We start from the raw sequence: 19263 nt of genomic DNA, 5'->3' as shown, positions 1-19263 counted from the left end.
CCATTCAACGGAAGGCCCACCCCTCACAGGGGTGGGCCTTTCGTCGTTCACCGCGTGACAGACAGATCGTGAGGTACCGCCGTGCGGCCAGGGGGCTCGGCGACGGTATCCCTGTCCGATCGGGGCAGCAGCGCCCGCCCTCGACGGGTCCCGGCAGCGGTCGTCCTCGACAGGTGCCGCGTCACGGCCGCGCCGCACGCGTGATGAACCTCTCACCAACCCCACCTCGCGAGCTCGACGTGCGTGCACCGTCGGCCGCCGGGATGGGACGATGGGCACTCAAGACGACGGGGAGTACAGATGAACAGCGACGCCACGGACTCGGGCGACCAGCAGCGCCCGCGACGCGCCGGTGAGGTGCGAGGCTCCGGGCCTCGGCGTGAGCCGCGCCGCGACGGTGCGCCCCGCGCAGGCCGCGACGGCGACCGCGCCGGCGGCGGCCGGTCCTGGGCACCGAGGGGCGACACCGGACGTGGCGTCGACCGAGGAGGCAGAGGCGGAACGGGCGGCGCGGCGCGGCGACCCGGGTCGGGTTCCGGCGGTGCGGGGTACGGCGCACCTGACCGGGACGCTGGCGACCGCGCGCGCCCTGACCGTCGCGGCGCGGAGGCCTCGCGCGCGCGAGGCGGGGCGTGGGGTGCGTCGTCGGACCGCTCGCCGCGGACGGGTGGCGCCGCTCGTCCGGCCCGTGAGGGCGACGCGCGCCGGGACGAGCGTGACGGACGTGGCGCCGGACGTGGCGCGGCCGGCCGGCCCGAGCGTGGGTCCTGGTCGAGCGAGGGACGGGGTGCTGAGCGTCCCGCGCGGCGGGGGCCTTCCGCGTCCGGTGAGCAGGGACGTGACCGGGACCGCGGTGCGGGCGCGAGCCGCGGTGGTGAGCGTGCGTACGGACGTCCGGACCGCCCTCGGGGCGGTGCCGGTGGCGACCGTGGACGACCTTCGTACGGTGCAGACCGGCGCGGACCGGCGGAGGGCGGCGCCGACAGGCGCCCGTCGACGGGACGCGCCGTGGGCGCGGCCGGCGGCAGCCGTGGACCTGTGCGCGGGCCGGAGCGTGGTGGGTCCGGCCCGCGCCCCGCGCGCGCCGACGGAGCACGGCCGTGGTCGCGCGACGCCGATGGCGCGCGCGGCGTCGACGAGCGACGCGGTGACGAGCGCCGTGGCCCGGCACGCCCGGCTCACGACGGGGGGCCTCGCGGCCCGCGGGACGGCCAGCGGAGCACCGGGCGGCCCATCCGCGGCGGTGCCGGCCGGCCGGACCGACCGGGCGCCGGGGGTGCGTCCCGCGCGACCGGGGCGCCGACCGAGCACGTCGAGCGGGTCCCCGCTCCGCCGCTGCCCGACGACGTCACGTTCTCGCAGCTCGACCGCGACGTGCGCGGGCGGCTGCGCACGCTGAGCAAGGAGAACGCCGACCGCGTCGGACGGCACCTCGTGATGGTGGGTCGCCTGATCGACGACGACCCCGAGGCCGCCTACGAGCACGCGCAGGCCGCGGTGCGCCGCGCGGGACGCGTCGACGTCGTGCGCGAGGCCGCGGGTCTCGCGGCGTACCGGACCGGGCGGTTCGCCGAGGCGCTCCGCGAGCTGCGGACCGTGCGCCGGCTCAACGGGTCGTCGGAGCACCTGCCCGTCATGGCCGACGCCGAGCGCGGGCTCGGGCGCCCCGAGCGCGCGATCGCCCTGTCGCAGGAGCCCGAGGCCGCCGAGCTCGACCGTGACGCACGCGTCGAGCTCGCCATGGTCGTCAGCGGGGCGCGCCTCGACCTGGGCCAGCCCGAGGCCGCGGTCGCGGCCCTGACGGGTGAGCTCGTGCAGGGTCTGCGGGGCGTGCTCGCCGCGCGGGTCGCCCAGGCACGCGCCGCCGCGCTCGAGGCGGCCGGGCTCCCGGACGCCGCCGCGGCGGAGCTCGCGCCGTTCTCGCGCCGGGTGCTGGACGAGGCGTCCGGCGCCGCGTCGGACGACGACGTCGTGGTGTACGACCTCGTCGAGGACGAGGACCCGCAGGACGAGGACGACGCGTCGCACGAGGTCGCCGATGCTCGGGGTGACGAGGTCGCCGTGCGCGACGAGCCCGACGACGACGGCTCGGAGGCGGGCGTGACGGCGGACGGCACGGCCGCGCCGGCCGAGCCGGGTGCGGACGCACGCGGCAGCCGCACGGTCGACGACGTGACCGACGCGGGCAGCTCGGACGCGGGCAGCTCGGACGCGGGCAGCTCGGACGCGGGCAGCTCGGACGCGGGCAGCTCGGACGCGGGCAGTTCGGACGAGGGCACGACGGACGAGGGCACGACGGACGAAGGAGCACGGTGAGCGCACGAGGACTGCTGGGCAGCGACGAGCCGCTCGCGACGCGCTACGACCTGGCGCTGGTCGACCTCGACGGGGTGGCGTACCGCGGGCACGAGCCCATCGACGGCGCTGCGGAGGGTCTCGCGCAGGCCCGCGCGGCCGGCATGCGGCTCGTGTTCGTGACGAACAACGCGTCACGCGAGCCCGAGACCGTGGCGGACCAGCTCACCGGTCTCGACATCCCGACGCGTGCCGACGAGGTCATGACCGCGGCGCAGGCCGCGGCCGAGCTGCTCGCGACCCGGGTCGAACCCGGGGCGTCCGTGCTCGTCGTCGGCGGTGCGGGGCTGCACACGGCCGTGCGTGCGAAGGGCTACCGTGTCGTCGGCTCGGCCGACGACGAGCCCGTGGCGGTCGTCCAGGGCTTCGCTCCCGACCTCGGGTGGTCGGACCTCGCCGAGGCCGCGTACGCGGTGCAGCGCGGGGCGTGGCACGTCGCGTCCAACCTCGACCTGAGCCTGCCCACGGCCCGTGGCTTCGCGCCCGGCAACGGTTCGCTCGTGGGCGCCGTCCGTGCCGCGACCGGTGTCGAGCCGGCCAGCGCGGGCAAGCCGTCGCCGACGATGTACCGGCTCGCGGTCGCCCGTGCGGGCGCCGCCGCGCCGCTCGTCGTCGGTGACCGCCTCGACACCGACCTCGCGGGGGCACGCGCGGGCGACATGCCCGGCCTGCACGTCCTCACGGGCGTGAGCACGGCGCGCGACGCGGTGCTCGCGGCGCCCGGGGAGCGCCCGCACTACCTCGCCGCCGACCTGCGTGCCCTGCTCGTGCCCCACCCGGAGCCGGTGGTCGACGGCGGCTGGTGGGTGTGCCGCGACGCGGCCGCGCGCGTCGTGGACGGCGGGCTCGAGCTGCGGGGGACCCCGGTGGACCCGGTGGACCTCGTGCGTGCCGCGTGCGCCGCGGCGTGGGACGCCGTCGACACCGGTGCGCCGCTCGACGCGGCGTCGGTGCCCGAGCTCGGCTGACCGGCCGGCGAGCACCCGGCCTGTGGGTGGCGCGCGCCCCGTGTCGCCGCCGGCGGGTAGCGTGGACGCGCGCCGCCCGTCCGCGGACGGCGCTCCGAGGACCCGCGTCCGCCCGACGGCACCGAGGTGCGGCCCGGCGACGTGCGGACGGCACCGGGACGGAGCGGAACGAGGTGGGCCGGACCTGGGACGGCACGGGCGCGTGGCCTGACCGTCGCAGGATCAGGACCAGCACCAGGACCGGACCGAGGCAGGACCAGACCAGGGAGGACGTGACATGAGCGAAGCCGTGCAGGACCCCGGCGAGCCGCGTGCCGTGCCCTCCCCGGCGACGCTGGCCGCGCACGCCCGTGACGCGGACCCCGGCGACGGCGTCCTGGACGGGGACGCCGCCGTCGAGGAGGCGCTGCGCCGGCTCGAGGGGGTCGACGACCTCGACCTCGCGGCCCAGGCCGCGACGTTCGAGGCCGTGCACACGGCGCTCCAGGAGCGGCTGGCGGACGCCGAGGGATGACGGCGACCACGACGAGGGCCCGGATCGACGCGGAGCTCGTGCGCCGCGGCCTCGCGCGATCGCGCGGCCAGGCGGGAGCGCTGCTGGCGGCCGGGCGCGTGCGCGTCGACGGCGCCACGGTGACGCGCGCCGCGACGCCCGTCGGCGAGGGCCAGGACGTCGTCGTCGACGCCGACCCGGGCGACCCCGGGTACGCGTCGCGCGCAGCGCACAAGCTCGCCGACGCGCTCGACGCCTACGGTCCCGCCGGCCCGGACCCGGCCGCAGGGACGTGCCTCGACGCCGGCGCCAGCACGGGCGGGTTCACCGACGTCCTGCTGCGGCGCGGCGCCCGGCACGTCGTCGCCGTGGACGTGGGCCACGGCCAGCTCGTCGCGCGCCTGCGCGACGACCCGCGCGTCGAGGTGCGCGAGCACGTGAACGTGCGTGACCTCGCGGCCGGGGACGTCGCACCCGCGCCGCGGCTCGTCGTGGCCGACCTGTCGTTCATCTCCCTCACGCTCGTCCTCGCGCCGCTGCTGGCGGTCGCGGCGCCCGGTGCGGACCTCGTCCTCCTGGTCAAGCCGCAGTTCGAGGTCGGGCGCGAGCGGCTCGGCGCCGACGGCGTCGTGCGCGACCCGCGACTGTGGGCCGAGGTCCTGACCGCCGTCGCGCACCACGCCCAGGGCCTCGGCGCGACCGTGCGCGACGTCCGGCCGAGCACGCTGCCCGGGACCCACGGCAACGTCGAGTTCGTGCTGTGGCTGCGGGCCCCCGGCGGGGACGCCCCGGCGGTCGCGCTCGACGTGACCGCGGCGGTGTCCGACGCCGTCACCACCGCCGGACGGATCGGAGCGACCCCGTGACCCGACGCGCCCTCCTCGTGCGCCACAGCGGGCGGCCCGAGGCCCTGGCCGCGACCGACGCGGTCGTGCGGGCCCTGCGCGCCGCCGACGTCGAGCCCGTGACCGCCACGCGCGACACGACGCCCGGTGAGCTCCCCGACTTCGAGCTCGCCGTCGTGCTCGGCGGCGACGGCACGATCCTGCGCGCCGCCGAGCTCACGCGCGGCACCGACGTGCCGCTGCTCGGGGTCAACCTCGGCCACGTCGGGTTCCTCGCCGAGATCGAGCCCGCCGACGTCGAGACGGCCGTGCAGCGGCTCACCGCGGGGGAGTACACCGTCGAGGAGCGCACGACGCTCGACCTGCGCGTCATCGGCACCGACGGACGCGTCGAAGGCTGCTGGGCGCTCAACGAGGCGGCGCTGGAGAAGACGGACCCGGCGCGCATGATCGAGGTCGTGATCGAGGTCGACGGCCGGCCGCTGTCGTCGTTCGGCTGCGACGGGCTGGTCGTGGCCACGGCGACCGGCTCGACCGCGCACGCGTTCTCGGCCGGGGGACCGGTCGTGTGGCCCGACGTGCACGGCATGGTGATGGTGCCGCTCGCGGCGCACACGCTCTTCGCGCGTCCGCTGGTGCTGGGGCCGAGCAGCGTGCTCGCGGTCGAGGTGATCGACCGGTCGCCGTCACCCGCGGTCGTCACGTGCGACGGGCGGCGGCAGCACGCGCTCCCGCGCGGGGCACGGCTCGAGGTGCGCGTCAGCGACGTGCCCGTGCGGTTCGCGCGGCTCAACCCGGCGCCGTTCACGACGCGGCTCGTGCAGAAGTTCGACCTGCCGGTGGTGGGGTGGCGCGGCGTGACCCGCGAGGACGAGGACGGTGCGGGGTGATCGACGAGATCCGGATCGACGACCTGGGCGTCATCGGGCGCGCGCACGTGCGGCTCGGCCCCGGGCTGACGGTCCTCACCGGCGAGACCGGCGCCGGCAAGACCATGGTGCTCACGGCGCTCGGCCTGCTGCTGGGCGGCAAGGCCGACCCGGCGACCGTGCGCACGGGCGCGGACGGCGCCGCGGTGGAGGGGCGCGTGCTGCTGCCCGTCGACTCTGCCGCGCTCGTGCGGGCGCGCGACGCGGGCGCCGACGTGGACGACGACGGCACGCTCGTCGTGCTGCGGACCGTGAGCGCGGGCACGCCCGACGCACCGGGACGCTCCCGGGCGTACCTCGGCGGACGCTCGGTGCCGCAGGGCGTGCTGGCGGAGATCGCCGAGGAGCTCGTGACCGTGCACGGCCAGGCCGACCAGGTGCGGCTGCGCTCGTCCGCGCGGCAGCGGGCCGCGCTCGACGCGTTCGCGGGCGCCGCGCACGCGCAGACGCTCGCGGCGTACGCCGAGGCGTGGTCGCGGCGGGTGCGCGTGCGTGCCGAGCTCGACGACCTCGTGACGCGCGCGCAGGAGCGTGCGCGGGAGGCCGAGCTCCTGCGTCTCGGGCTGGTCGAGGTCGAGCGCGTCGACCCGCAGCCCGGCGAGGACGTCGAGCTCGCGGCCGAGGCCGAGCGTCTCGGGCACGCCGAGGACCTGCGGGCGGCCGCGGCGGGCGCGCACGTCGCGCTCGTCGGCGACGAGGACGTGGCCGACGGCGGCGCGGCCGCGACGCTGCTCGTCGAGGAGGCCCGCCGCCAGCTCGAGCAGGTGGGGCACCACGACGCGGCGCTCGCGGCGCTCGCGGTGCGCGCCGCCGAGGCCGGCTACCTGCTCGCCGACGTCGCCGCCGAGCTGTCCGCCTACGTGCAGGACCTGCAGGCGGACCCGGCGCGGCTCGACGCCGTGCAGCGCCGCCGCGCCGAGCTCACGGCGCTGACGCGCAGCTACGGCGAGGACGTCGCCGCGGTGCTCGCGTGGTCGCAGGACGCGTCGCGCCGCCTCCTCGAGCTCGACGGCGGGCAGGAGCGCGTCGACGAGCTGCGCGCGCGCTGCGCCGAGCTCGACGCGACGCTCCAGGAGCTGGGCGCCACGATCACGTCGACGCGCACCGAGGCCGCGGCGCGGCTCGCCGCGGCCGTGACCGACGAGCTCGCGGGCCTCGCGATGGCCGGGGCGCACCTCGAGGTCGTCGTGCGCCCCGCCGACGAGCCGGCCGCCCACGGCGCCGACCACGTCGAGATGCTGCTCGTGCCGCACCAGGGCGCGCCCGCACGCCCCCTCGGCAAGGGCGCGTCGGGCGGCGAGCTCTCGCGCGTCATGCTCGCGCTCGAGGTCGCGCTCGCGACGGCCGAGGGCTCGGGCGCCGCGACGCCGGGCACGTTCGTGTTCGACGAGGTCGACGCCGGGGTCGGCGGGCGTGCCGCGACGCAGATCGGCGAGCGGCTCGCGCAGCTCGCGCGCGGGACGCAGGTCCTGGTCGTGACGCACCTCGCCCAGGTCGCCGCGTTCGCCGACCGTCACCTGGTCGTGACGAAGTCCGTCGCCGACGGCGTGGACGTCGTCACGGAGTCCGACGTGCGGCAGGTCGAGGGCGAGGACCGCGTGCGCGAGCTCGCCCGGATGCTCTCCGGCCAGGACGACTCGGAGGCGGCGCGCGCGCACGCGGCCGAGCTCCTGGCCCAGTCCGTGGGACGATGACCCCCGATGAGAGTCTCCCTGCGCCGCCGCACGTCCCCGACCGATGACGCCGAGATCGTCGGGCCGCTCCGCGTCGACCCCCGGACCAAGTCGCTGACCAAGCGGCTCAAGCCCGGTGACGTCGCGGTGATCGACCACCTCGACCTCGACCGCGTGTCCGCCGAGGCGCTGGTCGCGTGCCAGCCCGCCGCGGTCCTCAACGCCGCGCGCTCGACGTCCGGCCGGTACCCCAACCTCGGCCCCGAGATCCTCGTGAGCGCGGGCGTCCCGCTCGTCGACGACCTCGGGCCCGACGTCATGGCGCTCACCGAGGGTCGTGTCCTGCGCATCGTCGAGGGCGCCGTGTACGACGGCGACGCGCTCGTCGCCGAGGGCGTCGCGCAGACGCCCGAGAGCGTCGCGGCGACGATGGAGGAGGCCCGCGCGGGGCTGTCCGTGCAGCTCGAGTCCTTCGCCGCCAACACGATGGACTACCTGCGGCGCGAGCGCGAGCTCCTGCTCGACGGCGTCGGCGTGCCCGACATCGACACGCGCATCGACGGCCGCCAGGTGCTCATCGTCGTGCGCGGGTACCACTACAAGGAGGACCTCGTCACGCTGCGCCCGTACATCCGCGAGTACCGCCCGGTGCTCATCGGCGTGGACGGCGGCGCGGACGCGATCCTCGAGGCGGGCTGGCGGCCCGACATGATCGTCGGCGACATGGACTCCGTCTCCGACCGCGCGCTGCAGTGCGGCGCCGAGATCGTGGTGCACGCCTACCGGGACGGGCGCGCGCCCGGCATCGCGCGCGTCGAGCAGCTCGGCGTGCCGCACGTCGTGTTCCCCGCGACGGGCACCAGCGAGGACGTCGCGATGCTGCTCGCCGACGACAAGGGCGCCGAGCTCATCGTCGCGGTCGGCACGCACGCGACGCTCGTCGAGTTCCTCGACAAGGGTCGCGCGGGCATGGCGAGCACGTTCCTCACGCGCCTGCGCGTCGGCGGCAAGCTCGTCGACGCCAAGGGCGTGTCGCAGCTGTACCAGCACCGCATCTCGAACCTGCAGCTCACGCTGCTCGTCCTCGCGGGGCTCCTCGCGCTCGGGGTGGCGCTCGCGTCGACGGCCGCCGGTCAGACCCTCATCGGCCTCGTGGGCGCCCGCGTCGACGACCTCGTGTCGTGGGCGGGCTCGCTGTTCGGCGGAGCGACGTGACCCGCGCCGGTGCGCGCCCGGTCACGACCGCCGCGCACCCCGGCCCCCTGCCCGCCGCACGCCCCGCCGCGACCCGTCGCGCACCCGACCGAGAGCACCCCACCCCGTGATCGACTTCCGGTACCACATCGTCTCGCTCATCTCCGTCTTCCTCGCGCTCGCCGTCGGCATCGCGCTCGGCGCCGGTCCGCTCAAGGAGACCATCGGGGACACCCTGACCGGTCAGGTCCAGGTCCTGCGCACCGAGAAGGAGGACCTGCGCGCGCAGCTCGACGCGACCGGCGGCGACCTCGCGGCCGTCGAGGCGTTCGCCGCGGCGTCGGGCGACCGGCTGCTGCCGGGCACGCTCACGGACCGCCGCGTCGCGCTCGTGCTGCTCGACCAGGTGCCGCAGGCGGAGGTCGAGGGGCTGACCGAGCGGATCGCGCTCGCGGGCGCGACCGTGTCGGCCACGGCGACCGTCAACGACACGTGGACGGACCCCGGCCTCGCGACCTACCGGCGCACGCTCGCGGGCACGCTCGTCTCGTACCTGGACGCGCCGCCGGCGGCCGACGCGGGCACCGACGTCGAGCTCGCCGAGGCGCTCGTCTCGGGCCTCGTCGGCGCCGACGCGGCCGCGCCCGACACGCTCTCGGAGAACGCGTCGTCGCTGCTCGACGTGCTCGCGGAGGGCGACCGTGCGCTCGTGACGTTCTCGGAGGACGTCACGCGCCCCGCCGACGCGGTCGTCGTCGTGGTCGGCGCGGCGCCCGCCGCGTCGGGCGCCACGCCGTCGCCCGACGCCGTCGCCGCGGCGACGGCGTCCCGGCTCGCGATCGCGTCCGCCGCCCAGCGGCTCTCGGACGGCGCGGTCCTCGCGGGCGACACGCGCAGCGCTGACAGCCTCGTGGCCGCCGCGCGCGCGGACGGCGACCTCGCGGCGTCGCTCACGACCGTGCAGGACGCGACCACGGTCGCGGGGCAGGTCGTGGTGCCGCTCGCACTGGCCACGAGCATCGCGGGGCGGCCCGCGCACTACGGCTTCGGGGACGGGCTGACGCCGCTGCCCCCGGCCGTGCAGCTGCCGCCCGTCGACCGCACCCCGAGCGTGCCCGAGGAGCAGACCGCTGACGGCACGGACCCGGCGCAGCCCCAGGGCGAGGACGGTGCGACCGCGGGTGACGACGGCGGTGCCGGGTGAGCGTCGTGCGACGGCTCGTCGCGGCGTCCGCCGCCGCGGGTGCCACGTCGCTCGTGCGCGGCGCGCTCGACTGGCAGCCGCCCGGCGGCGCCGCGACGTGGACGCGCACCAACCACCGCGGTGAGCCCGTGAGCCTGCTCGAGGGCCCGTCGCTCGCGGCGGGCGTCCTGGCCGGTGCGCTCGTCGGCACCGGCGGAGCGCGCGCGACCGCGGCCGCGACGGTCGCCGTGGTGGGCTCGGGCGCGTTCGGCCTGGTCGACGACCTGCGGGAGGACACCTCGACGCGGACGAAAGGTCTGCGCGGCCACCTGGGGGCGCTGGCGCACGGCCGGCTGACCACCGGGGGACTCAAGGTGCTGGGGATCGGCGCGAGCGCGCTCGCGGCCGCGGCCCTGGCGCCCCCCGCGGGCGGCGCCGCGTCGCGACCCGTCGCGCGCGCCGTGGACACGCTCGCGTCGGCCGCGCTCGTCGCCGGCACCGCGAACCTCGTCAACCTGCTCGACCTGCGTCCGGGACGCGCGCTGAAGGCCTCGGCGCTCGTGGCCGCCCCGCTCGTCACGGGCCCGGGTGGCGGCGTCGCGTCCGCGGTGCTGGGTGCGGCGTCGACCGCGATCGAGGCGGACCTCGCGGAGACCGACATGCTCGGCGACTCGGGCGCGAACGCGCTGGGCGCCGCGCTCGGCACCGCGCTCGTGCTCGGCGCGCCGCGCCGCGTGCGGCTGGGAGCGCTCGCGGTCGTGGTCGGCCTGACGCTCGCGAGCGAGCGCGTCAGCTTCACACGCGTCATCGAGCGGACGCCGGTGCTGCGCGAGCTCGACGCGTGGGGCCGTCGGCCCGCGCACGTGCCGCGGCCCGCGCCCGTGCCGGCCGGGGGCGGTCGCGCGACGGGGCCCGACGCGGCATGAGCGGGCGGCTGCGCCGCACGCTGCAGGGGCTGCTCGGTGCCGCGGCGCTGATCGCCGTGGTCACGGTCGTGAGCCGTGCCCTCGGGCTCGTGCGCACGCTCGTGCTCAACGGCACGGTGGGCTCGGGCGACATCGCCGACGCCTACAACGCCGCGAACACGCTGCCGAACATCCTGTTCGAGGCCGCCGCGGGCGGTGCCCTCGCGGGCGCGATCGTGCCGCTGCTCGCGGCCCCGGTCGCGCGCGCCGACCGCGAGCAGGTGGGACGCGTCGTCTCCGCCGCGCTCGGCTGGGTGCTGCTCGTCCTGGTGCCGCTGGGGGGTCTGCTCGCGGCGCTGAGCGGCGTGGTCGGGGCGTTCGCCGCGAAGGGCGACCCGGTGATGGCGGCCACCATCCGGTACTTCGTCCTGGTGTTCGCGGTGCAGGTGCCCGTCTACGGCCTGACGGTGCTCCTGTACGGCGTGCTGCAGGCCCACCGGAAGTTCTTCTGGCCCGCGTTCGCGCCCGTGCTGAACTCGGCGGTGCTGATCGCCACGTTCGCGCTCTACGGCGTCCTCGCCGACGGCGAGGTCAGCGACCCGACCGCGCTCACCCCGGGTGCGCTCGACCTGCTGGCCTGGGGGACCACCGCGGGCGTCGTCGCGATGCTCCTGCCCGTCCTGCTCCCGGCGCGTCGCCTCGGGGTCCGGCTGCGTCCGACGCTGCGCTTCCCGGGCGACACGGGCCGCCGGTTCCGCGCCCTGGGGCTCGCGGGCCTCGGCGGCGTCGTCGCCCAGCAGGTCTCGGTCCTCGTGATCGTGCTCCTCGCCACCGGGCTGCTGCCGAACGACGGACGCGGCTACTCGGCGATCGTCTACGCGCAGCAGGTGTACCTGCTGCCGTACGCCGTGCTCGTCGTGCCGCTCGCGACGTCGACGTTCCCGCGCGTCGCGGCGCACGCCGCCGCCGGGGACCGGTCGCGGTTCGCCGCGACCTCGGCCGTGACGACGCGCGCGGTGCTCGTCGTGGGGGCGCTGGGGGCGGCCGCGGTGCTCGCGGGGGGCGGTGCGGTCGCGGCGGTGTTCGCCGACATGACCCCGGGCGACGGTGCCGGGCTCGTCGAGGCCATGGGCGTCCTGCTCACGTGGATGCCCGCGGGCGTCGTCGGGCTCGCCGTGATGTTCCACGTCTCGCGCACGCTGTACGCGGTCGAGCGGGCCCGGGCGGCGGTCCTCACCAACGTCGCTGGCTGGGGTGCGCTCGCGGTGCTGGCGCCCGTGCTCGCGCTCCTCGCGGGCAGGGACGACCCGGTGGGCGTGCTGCGGGGGATCGGTCTCGCGACGTCGCTCGGCATGGCCGTCGGCGCGGTCGCTGCCCTCGTGGCGCTGCGGCGTGTCGCGGGGCCGTCCGCGCTCGCCGGGCTGGGACGCACGGCGCTGGTCGCGCTCGCGGCGGCCGCGGCGGGTGCCGCCGCGGGTCGTGGCGTCGCGACGACCGTGCTCGAGGTCGTCGGCGACGACGCGCTGACGGCGACCGTCGCCGCCGCGGGCGGTGCGGTCGTGGCCGCGACCGTCGTGGTCGCGGCCGTCGTGCTGCTCGACCGGGGGACGCTCCTGGGCGTCCTGCGCGTCGAGCGGGCCGAGCCCGTCGGTCCCGCCACGACGGTCGTCCCGCCGCCCCCCGTCGGCTGACCGCGACCGGTCCCACGGCGCGTGGTCCCCTCACCGGTCCGCGCGTCCGGTAGGGTGGAAGCCCGTGATGGATCGCGCACATCGACTCTCCGGGCGGTCGGACAACCTGACCCGGCACATCTTCGTCACGGGGGGCGTCGCCTCCTCACTGGGGAAGGGACTGACGGCCAGCAGCCTCGGTCGCCTGCTCCGCTCGCGGGGCCTGCGGGTCACGATGCAGAAGCTCGACCCGTACCTCAACGTCGACCCCGGGACGATGAACCCGTTCCAGCACGGTGAGGTCTTCGTCACCGAGGACGGTGCCGAGACGGACCTCGACGTCGGCCACTACGAGCGGTTCCTCGACGTGAACCTCGTCGGCTCGGCCAACGTCACGACCGGCCAGGTCTACTCGAACGTCATCGCCAAGGAGCGTCGCGGCGAGTACCTCGGCGACACCGTGCAGGTCATCCCGCACATCACCGACGAGATCAAGGAGCGCATGCGCTCGCAGGCGTCGGACGACGTCGACGTGATCATCACGGAGATCGGCGGCACGGTCGGCGACATCGAGTCGCAGCCGTTCCTCGAGGCCGCGCGCCAGGTGCGCCACGACCTGGGACGCGACAACGTGTTCTTCCTGCACGTGTCGCTGCTGCCGTACATCGGCCCGTCGGGCGAGCTCAAGACCAAGCCCACGCAGCACTCCGTCGCGGCGCTGCGCAGCATCGGCATCCTGCCCGACGCGATCGTGCTGCGCGCCGACCGCGAGGTGCCCGAGTCGATCAAGCGCAAGATCGCGCTGTTCTGCGACGTCGACGTCGACTCGGTCGCGATCGCGCGCGACGCGTCGAGCATCTACGACATCCCGCGCGTGCTGCACGCCGAGGGCCTCGACGCGTACGTCGTGCAGCGCCTCGGCCTGCCCTTCCGGGACGTCGAGTGGAGCGGCTGGCAGGACCTGCTGCGCCGCGTGAACACGCCCGCGCACCACGTCGAGGTCGCGCTCGTCGGCAAGTACATCGACCTGCCCGACGCGTACCTGTCGGTGACCGAGGCGCTGCGCGCCGGCGGGTTCCACCACGACGCGCGCGTCACGATCCGCTGGGTGACGTCGGACGACTGCCAGACGCCCGCGGGCGCGCAGGAGGCGCTGGGCGGCGTGGACGCCGTGCTCGTGCCCGGCGGGTTCGGCGTGCGCGGCATCGAGGGCAAGCTCGGTGCGCTGCGCTGGGCGCGCGAGCACAAGGTGCCGACGCTGGGCCTGTGCCTCGGCCTGCAGTGCATGGTCATCGAGTACGCGCGCAACGTCGTGGGCCTCGAGGGCGCGTCGTCCTCGGAGTTCGAGCCCGACTCGCCGCACCCCGTCATCGCGACGATGGCCGAGCAGCTCGCGATCGTCGACGGCGCGGGCGACATGGGCGGCACGATGCGCCTGGGTGCGTACGACGCGACGCTCGTGCCGGGGTCGGTCGTCGCCGAGGCGTACGGCACCGAGCAGGTGTCGGAGCGGCACCGGCACCGGTACGAGGTGAACAACGCGTACCGCGAGCAGCTCGAGGCCGCGGGCCTCGTGATCTCGGGCGTCTCGCCCGACTCCTCGCTCGTGGAGTTCGTCGAGCTGCCGCGCGAGGAGCACCCGTTCTACGTCGCGACGCAGGCGCACCCCGAGTTCAAGTCCCGCCCGACGCGTGCCCACCCGCTGTTCGCGGGCCTCGTGGGCGCGGCCCTCGCGGCGCGGAACCCCGCGTGAGCGACGACCGGCTGGTCGACGTCCCGCGCGAGCGGGACGTCGTCGAGCACCGGCTGCTGCACGCCGGGCGCGTGTGGGACCTGGTGTCCGACACCGTGACCCTCGACGACGGCGACGTCGTGCGCGAGTACGTCGACCACCCCGGCGCCGTCGCGGTGGTCGCCCTCGACGAGCAGGACCGCGTGCTGCTGCTGCGGCAGTACCGGCACCCCGTGCGGCACGAGCTGTGGGAGCCGCCCGCGGGGCTGCTCGACGTCGAGGGGGAGGACCCCGTGGCGGCGGCGGCGCGCGAGCTCGCCGAGGAGGCGGACCTCGTGGCCGGCCGGTGGTGGCGCCTCGTGGAGATCTTCAGCTCGCCGGGCGGCTCGGACGAGCGCATCACGGTGTTCCTGGCGCGCGACCTCACGCAGGTGCCGGTCGACGAGCGGTACGTGCGCGGCGAGGAGGAGGCGTCCATGGTGCCCGTGTGGGTGCCGCTCGACGACGCCGTCGCCGCCGTGCTCGCGGGGCGCCTGCACTCGCCGACGGCCGTCGCGGGCGTGCTGGCGGCGTCCGCCGCGCGCGCGGCGGGCTGGTCGACCCTCACCGAGGTCACGCCGGCCTGAGGCCGGCGGGCGCGATCGCACCGCGGCCCCGGACGCGCCAGGCGCTCCGGGGCAGCGGTGCGTCCGGGGGCGGACGTCGACCCCGTGGACGGGCCCGTGGGTGGGCCCCGCGTCAGGCCTGCGGCCGGACCCGCAGGGTGCCGAGGAACGCCGTGAGCATCGCGGTCAGCCCCGCCGCGCCGAGCATGTGCAGGTTGACCAGGGCGATCGGCAGACCGGTGAACAGCTGCACGTAGCCGACGAGTCCCTGCGCGAGCGTGACGCCGAGCAGCAGGACGCCGGCCCGCAGCGGCCGTGCCACCGCACCCGGCTCCGGGGCCGCGACGGGGGCGACGCCGCGCGCCGGCTGCGTGACGCCGTCGACGCGGTCGTAGGCGGGCTGCGCGGTGCGGCGCGCGCGGGCGAGCAGCGCCAGCACGACCAGCAGCGTGCCGACGAACGCCCACACGGCCAGCGCGTGCACGCGCGCGGTCGCGTACGGGTCGACCGCGAACCGGTAGCCGACCTCGTCGTCGCCCGAGTGCGGGCCCGCGCCCGTGACGACGACGCCGAGCACGAGCACCACGACGCCGACCGCCGCGAGCACGCGGGTCAGGGTGCGCACGCGCGCGTCGACGACCGGCGTCGCGGGGCCGTCGCCCTCGCGCGTGCGGACCAGCAGCCACGCGGAGACGGCCACGAGCACCATCGAGATGAGGAAGTGCGACCCGACGACCAGCGGGTGCAGCTCGACGAGCACCGTGATGCCGCCCACGACCGCCTGGATCGCGACGCCGACGATCGGCGCCCACGCCCACGCGCGGTACGTGCTGGTGCGCGCACGGTCGCGGCCCGCGAGCAGCGCGACCGCCACCGCGAGCACGACCAGCACGCCCGTGAGCGTGCGGTTGCCGAACTCGACGATCGGGTGGATGCCCATCTCGTCGTGGAACACGGGCGCGAACTGCCCGGGCTCGCACTGCGGCCACGTCGAGCAGCCCAGGCCCGAGCCGGTGAGGCGCACCGCGCCGCCGGTCACGACGATGAGGATCTGCGCGACGAGGTTCGCGACGACGGCGCGCACCGTCCAGCGCGGCCGCAGCCGCTCGAGCAGGGAGGGTGCGGGCGTCGGGGCGGGGGCGGTGCCGGTCACGGGGTCCAGGGTAGGCGGCGCGCGTCAGTGCCAGCGGAACAGCCGCGCCGTGAGCGCACCGAGGCCCACGGTCCACGCCGCGAGCACGAGGACGGGGACGAGCGGCAGCGTGCCGTCGACGAGCGCACCGCGCAGCACGTCGCCCAGGGCTCCCGACGGCAGCCACGTCGCGACGGCCGCGACGGGTCCCGGCAGGCGGTCGGCCGGCACGACCACGCCACCGCCCAGCGCGAGCACGAGCAGCAGGAGGTTCGCGAGCGCGAGCACGGCCTCGGCGCGCAGCGTCCCGGCCACGAGCAGCGCGAGCGCGGTGAACGCGCCCGTGCCGAGAACGACGCCGACGAGCGCGAGCGCGAGGCCCGCGGGGTCGGGGTGCCAGCCGAGCGCGAGCGCCGCGGCGCCGATGAGCACGACCTGCACCGCCTCGACGGCGAGCACGCCGAGCACCTTGCCCGCGAGCAGGCCGCCGCGCCCGAGCGGCGTCGTCGCCATGAGCCGCAGCACGCCGTTGCGGCGGTCGAAGGCGGTCGCGATGGCCTGGGACGTGAACGACGCGGTCATGACGGCGAGCGCGAGGATCCCGGGCGCGAGGAAGTCGACGCGCGACGCACCGCCCGTGTCGAGCTCGACGAACGTGCCCTGCACGAGCCCGACGAGCGCGAGCACCGGGACGATCGCGGTGACGAGCACCTGCTCGCCGTTGCGCAGGATCATGCGCGCCTCGAACGCGGCCTGCGCGAGCACGCGGCGCGCCGCCGGGGCCGCGGCGGGCGGCGTGCCGACGTGTGCGTCCGGGGTGCCGGGTGCGGTCGTCATCGCAGGCTCCGTCCCGTGAGGTCGAGGAACACGTCCTCGAGCGTGCGGCGCCCGGTGTCGAGCCGCGTGACGAGCACGTCGCGCTCGGCCAGCCAGGCGGTCACGTCGGCGACCGTGCCCGGGCGCACGGGTCCGGTGACCGCGAACGACGACGCCGAGCGGTGCTCGACGCCGAAGCCGGCACCGAGGCGCTCGCGCAGCCCGGCCGGGTCGACGTCGGCGGAGACCCGCACCACGAGCGTGCCGTCGTCGTCGACGGCGGTACCCGTGCCCGACGCGAGCAGGTCCGCGACGCTGCCCTGCGCGATGACGGTGCCGTGGTCGACGACCACGACGTGGTCGGCGAGCCCCTCGGCCTCCTCCATGAGGTGCGTGGTCAGCACGACCGCGGCGCCCGCGTCGCGCAGCTCGCGCACGAGCTCCCACACGGCGAGCCGCGACTGCGGGTCCATGCCCGCGCTGGGCTCGTCGAGGAACAGCACCTGCGGGCGTCCCACCACGGCGACGGCGAGCGCGAGCCGCTGGCGCTGACCGCCGGACAGGCGGCGCACCGTGGTGCGCGCGAACGCGTCGAGCCCGAGCCGCGCGGCGAGCGCGTCGGTCGGCACCGGGTCGGCGTACATGCGCGCGACGTGGTCGAGCATCTCGCGCGCGCGGACGCCGGTCGGCAGCCCGCCGTCCTGCAGCATGACGCCGACCCGCGGGCGCAGCGCCGGGCCGTCGGCCACGGGGTCGAGCCCCAAGACGCGCACGCTGCCGGCGTCGGGCGCGCGCAGGCCCTCGCAGCACTCGACGGTCGTCGTCTTGCCGGCGCCGTTGGGGCCGAGGACGGCGGTCACGCGGCCGGCCGACGCGGTGAGGTCGAGTCCGTCGACGACGGCGCGTCCGTCGTACCTCTTGACGAGGCCGCGGACCTCGACGGCGGGGGAGTGCGGCACGTCGAGGGAGTCTAGGTGCTCGCGCACGTGGCGCCGCGGCCCGCCCGCGCGGGCGGCCGCGCCGACGTGCGTGGACGTGCGCGCACCGGGCGCCGCGGTGCTCTAGCGTGTCCGCCCGGTGGGTCGCAGATGTCCCGAAGATCCCGACGTCCGAGCAGGCAGGAGCACCGGTGGTCACGTACCGCATCGACACGACGACGCTGCGGGAGGTGCCGCAGGACGTCGGCGCCACCTGGGAGCACGTGGACCGGCTCGAGGCGAGCGGCCCGGCCGGTGACGGCGAGCGCGTGGTGTGGCTGCGGATCCTCGGCGCGCTCGCGTCGGCGGAGCAGCTCGGCTGGGCCGACGCCGAGCGTCGCGGCGGGCCCGCGACGCTCGCGGACCTGCGGGAGCCTGCTCGCCCGCCCGTCCCGGCGTCCGCGTGGCGGCCGTTGCTGCGGCTCGCGCAGGTGCTGCACTGGCGCGGCCGGCTCGGCGACGCCGACGACGTGGTCGAGGCGGTGCGACGCGCCGCGCTCGCGGCGCACGACGCGGCCGGCGTCGACGAGGCCGTGCGACGCGACTGCGCGTCGGTCCTGGCGTTCGCCGACCAGGGGCAGGGCAAGGCGCGGTACGACGCCGGGCGGTACGCCGAGGCGCGCGCGCTGTTCGCCGCGGCGCTCGAGCGGCGCACGCGCGAGGGGGCGCCCGCCGACCAGGTCGAGTCGAGCCGGATCTCGCTCGCGGCGGCCGAGCGCCGGCTCGCGGGCGTCGACGGCGGTGCCGCCGCGGTGTGACGTGCCCCACGAAGCGGCGGCGCGGGCGGCGGTCGACGTGTCACCTGGGGCGCCCACCAAGGGTGACCTTGCTTGCGGGGATGGATTTCGGCAACAAGGATGTTGCCGATATCGGGTGCCGACGCGCCCACGCCCGCGGCGCCACGCCGGTGCGCGGAGCCGATCCCCACCGACGTCCGCGGGAGGTGCGCATGACCGGGTCCCTGACGAACCCCGCCGCCACGTCCCGCGACGCCACCTCGCCCGACGCCGCGGCGCCGCGCACCGCGCCCGACGCGGCGCCCGACCACGACGCCTCGACGCGCCGTCGCATCCTCCAGCTCGTCGCCGCCGACGGCCCCGTGAGCGCGGCCGACCTCGCCGCCGCGCTCGACCTCGCCGCGGCCGGCGTGCGCCGCCACCTGCAGGCGCTCGAGCAGGCCGAGCAGATCACCGTCCACGAGGGGCCCGCCGCGAGCCGCGGCCGCGGCCGCCCCGCGCGGCGGTACGTCGTCACCGCGCCCGGCCAGGCCGCGCTGTCGCAGGGCTACGCCGAGATCGCCGCCGACGCGCTGCACTTCCTCGCGCACGCCGCCGGGCCGGACGCGCTCGAGCGGTTCGCCGAGCACCGCGTGCGCGAACTCGAGGACCGGCACGCCGCCGCCGTCGACGCCGCGGGCGGCGACGTCGCGGCGCGCGCCGAGGCGCTCGCGCTCGCGCTCGCGGGCGACGGCTACGCCGCGTCGGCGCGACCCGTGCCGGGCGCCTCCGTCGTGCAGCTGTGCCAGGGCCACTGCCCGGTGCAGGAGATCGCGGCGCAGTTCCCGCAGCTGTGCGAGGCCGAGACCCGTGCGTTCGGGCGGCTGCTCGGCGTGCACGTCCAGCGGCTGTCCACGCTCACCTCGGGCGGGCACGTGTGCACCACGAGCGTCCCGACCGTCCCCACCCGCACCGCCGACGTCGACCCCACCGGGCCGCCCGACCCCGCCGCCGGACGGTGAGACCGGCCACCACGACCCCGCCCCCTGCCTCCCACGCCGTGCACTCGA

At 77.0% G+C, this 19263-nt stretch carries 17 protein-coding genes; 14 read left to right on the top strand and 3 right to left on the bottom strand.

What is annotated here, in order from left to right; all coding sequences use genetic code 11:
• Nucleotides 1-1374: 1374 nt before the first annotated feature.
• The 12 genes from CS2_RS18745 (at nucleotide 1375) to CS2_RS03740 (ending at nucleotide 14573) form a co-directional block, all read left to right on the top strand.
• Nucleotides 1375-2316, top strand: a complete 942-nt coding sequence (locus tag CS2_RS18745) for a hypothetical protein (RefSeq protein ID WP_233421056.1) — start codon at nucleotides 1375-1377, stop codon at nucleotides 2314-2316.
• Nucleotides 2313-3323 carry an HAD-IIA family hydrolase gene (locus tag CS2_RS03790; RefSeq protein WP_070318946.1) on the top strand — a complete coding sequence of 337 codons (1011 nt, stop codon included), beginning with the start codon at nucleotides 2313-2315 and terminating at the stop codon, nucleotides 3321-3323. The genes CS2_RS18745 and CS2_RS03790 overlap by 4 nt, the downstream gene beginning before the upstream one ends.
• Nucleotides 3324-3600: 277 nt before the next feature.
• Entirely contained in the window at nucleotides 3601-3837 is a 237-nt protein-coding gene (locus CS2_RS03785) for a hypothetical protein (RefSeq protein WP_070318945.1), read from the top strand.
• Nucleotides 3834-4682, top strand: a complete 849-nt coding sequence (locus CS2_RS03780; RefSeq protein ID WP_046528229.1) for a TlyA family RNA methyltransferase — start codon at nucleotides 3834-3836, stop codon at nucleotides 4680-4682. The genes CS2_RS03785 and CS2_RS03780 overlap by 4 nt, the downstream gene beginning before the upstream one ends.
• A complete protein-coding gene (locus tag CS2_RS03775; RefSeq protein WP_070318944.1) occupies nucleotides 4679-5551 on the top strand; it encodes an NAD kinase in 873 nt (290 codons plus the stop codon). The genes CS2_RS03780 and CS2_RS03775 overlap by 4 nt, the downstream gene beginning before the upstream one ends.
• A complete protein-coding gene (recN, locus tag CS2_RS03770; RefSeq protein WP_070318943.1) occupies nucleotides 5548-7284 on the top strand; it encodes a DNA repair protein RecN in 1737 nt (578 codons plus the stop codon). Before CS2_RS03775 ends, recN begins: the two co-directional genes overlap by 4 nt.
• Before the next feature lie 6 nt (nucleotides 7285-7290).
• Complete coding sequence (steA, locus tag CS2_RS03765; RefSeq protein ID WP_070318942.1) at nucleotides 7291-8478, top strand: putative cytokinetic ring protein SteA; 1188 nt, start codon at nucleotides 7291-7293, stop codon at nucleotides 8476-8478.
• 106 nt (nucleotides 8479-8584) lie between these two features.
• Nucleotides 8585-9661 carry a copper transporter gene (locus CS2_RS03760; RefSeq protein WP_070318941.1) on the top strand — a complete coding sequence of 359 codons (1077 nt, stop codon included), beginning with the start codon at nucleotides 8585-8587 and terminating at the stop codon, nucleotides 9659-9661.
• Nucleotides 9658-10566 (top strand): hypothetical protein, encoded by a 909-nt coding sequence (locus tag CS2_RS03755; protein ID WP_070318940.1) that lies wholly within the window; start codon nucleotides 9658-9660, stop codon nucleotides 10564-10566. Before CS2_RS03760 ends, CS2_RS03755 begins: the two co-directional genes overlap by 4 nt.
• Entirely contained in the window at nucleotides 10563-12236 is a 1674-nt protein-coding gene (gene murJ, locus CS2_RS03750; RefSeq protein WP_070318956.1) for a murein biosynthesis integral membrane protein MurJ, read from the top strand. The genes CS2_RS03755 and murJ overlap by 4 nt, the downstream gene beginning before the upstream one ends.
• 67 nt (nucleotides 12237-12303) lie before the next feature.
• Nucleotides 12304-13968: a CTP synthase gene (gene pyrG, locus CS2_RS03745; protein WP_070318939.1), complete on the top strand. Its 1665-nt coding sequence runs from the start codon at nucleotides 12304-12306 to the stop codon at nucleotides 13966-13968.
• Nucleotides 13965-14573 carry an NUDIX domain-containing protein gene (locus CS2_RS03740; RefSeq protein WP_070318938.1) on the top strand — a complete coding sequence of 203 codons (609 nt, stop codon included), beginning with the start codon at nucleotides 13965-13967 and terminating at the stop codon, nucleotides 14571-14573. Before pyrG ends, CS2_RS03740 begins: the two co-directional genes overlap by 4 nt.
• Before the next feature lie 112 nt (nucleotides 14574-14685).
• On the opposite strand, the gene CS2_RS03735 is transcribed toward CS2_RS03740, so the two are convergent.
• Genes CS2_RS03735 through CS2_RS03725 form a run of 3 tightly spaced genes read right to left on the bottom strand, consistent with a single transcriptional unit; the run spans nucleotide 14686 to nucleotide 17459 of the window.
• A complete protein-coding gene (locus tag CS2_RS03735; protein ID WP_233421055.1) occupies nucleotides 14686-15705 on the bottom strand; it encodes a COX15/CtaA family protein in 1020 nt (339 codons plus the stop codon).
• A gap of 24 nt (nucleotides 15706-15729) precedes the next feature.
• Nucleotides 15730-16521 carry an ABC transporter permease gene (locus CS2_RS03730; RefSeq protein ID WP_070318936.1) on the bottom strand — a complete coding sequence of 264 codons (792 nt, stop codon included), beginning with the start codon at nucleotides 16519-16521 and terminating at the stop codon, nucleotides 15730-15732.
• Nucleotides 16518-17459 carry an ABC transporter ATP-binding protein gene (locus CS2_RS03725; RefSeq protein WP_070318935.1) on the bottom strand — a complete coding sequence of 314 codons (942 nt, stop codon included), beginning with the start codon at nucleotides 17457-17459 and terminating at the stop codon, nucleotides 16518-16520. Before CS2_RS03725 ends, CS2_RS03730 begins: the two co-directional genes overlap by 4 nt.
• 170 nt (nucleotides 17460-17629) lie before the next feature.
• Between CS2_RS03725 and CS2_RS03720 the strand changes: the two genes are divergently transcribed.
• Together CS2_RS03720 and CS2_RS03715 are read left to right on the top strand one after the other, a co-directional pair.
• The gene (locus CS2_RS03720; protein ID WP_070318934.1) at nucleotides 17630-18235 is read left to right on the top strand and encodes a hypothetical protein; all 606 of its coding nucleotides are present in this window, start codon (nucleotides 17630-17632) and stop codon (nucleotides 18233-18235) included.
• A 191-nt stretch (nucleotides 18236-18426) separates the two neighbouring features.
• The gene (locus CS2_RS03715) at nucleotides 18427-19215 is read left to right on the top strand and encodes a helix-turn-helix transcriptional regulator (RefSeq protein WP_070318955.1); all 789 of its coding nucleotides are present in this window, start codon (nucleotides 18427-18429) and stop codon (nucleotides 19213-19215) included.
• The last annotated feature ends 48 nt before the right edge of the window (nucleotides 19216-19263 follow it).

This window comes from Cellulomonas iranensis NBRC 101100 = JCM 18110, assembly GCF_001552375.1.
Lineage (GTDB): Bacteria > Actinomycetota > Actinomycetes > Actinomycetales > Cellulomonadaceae > Cellulomonas > Cellulomonas iranensis.
The sequence above is the reverse complement of the archived record's forward strand: the minus strand, read 5'-3'. Positions and strand labels throughout refer to the sequence as shown.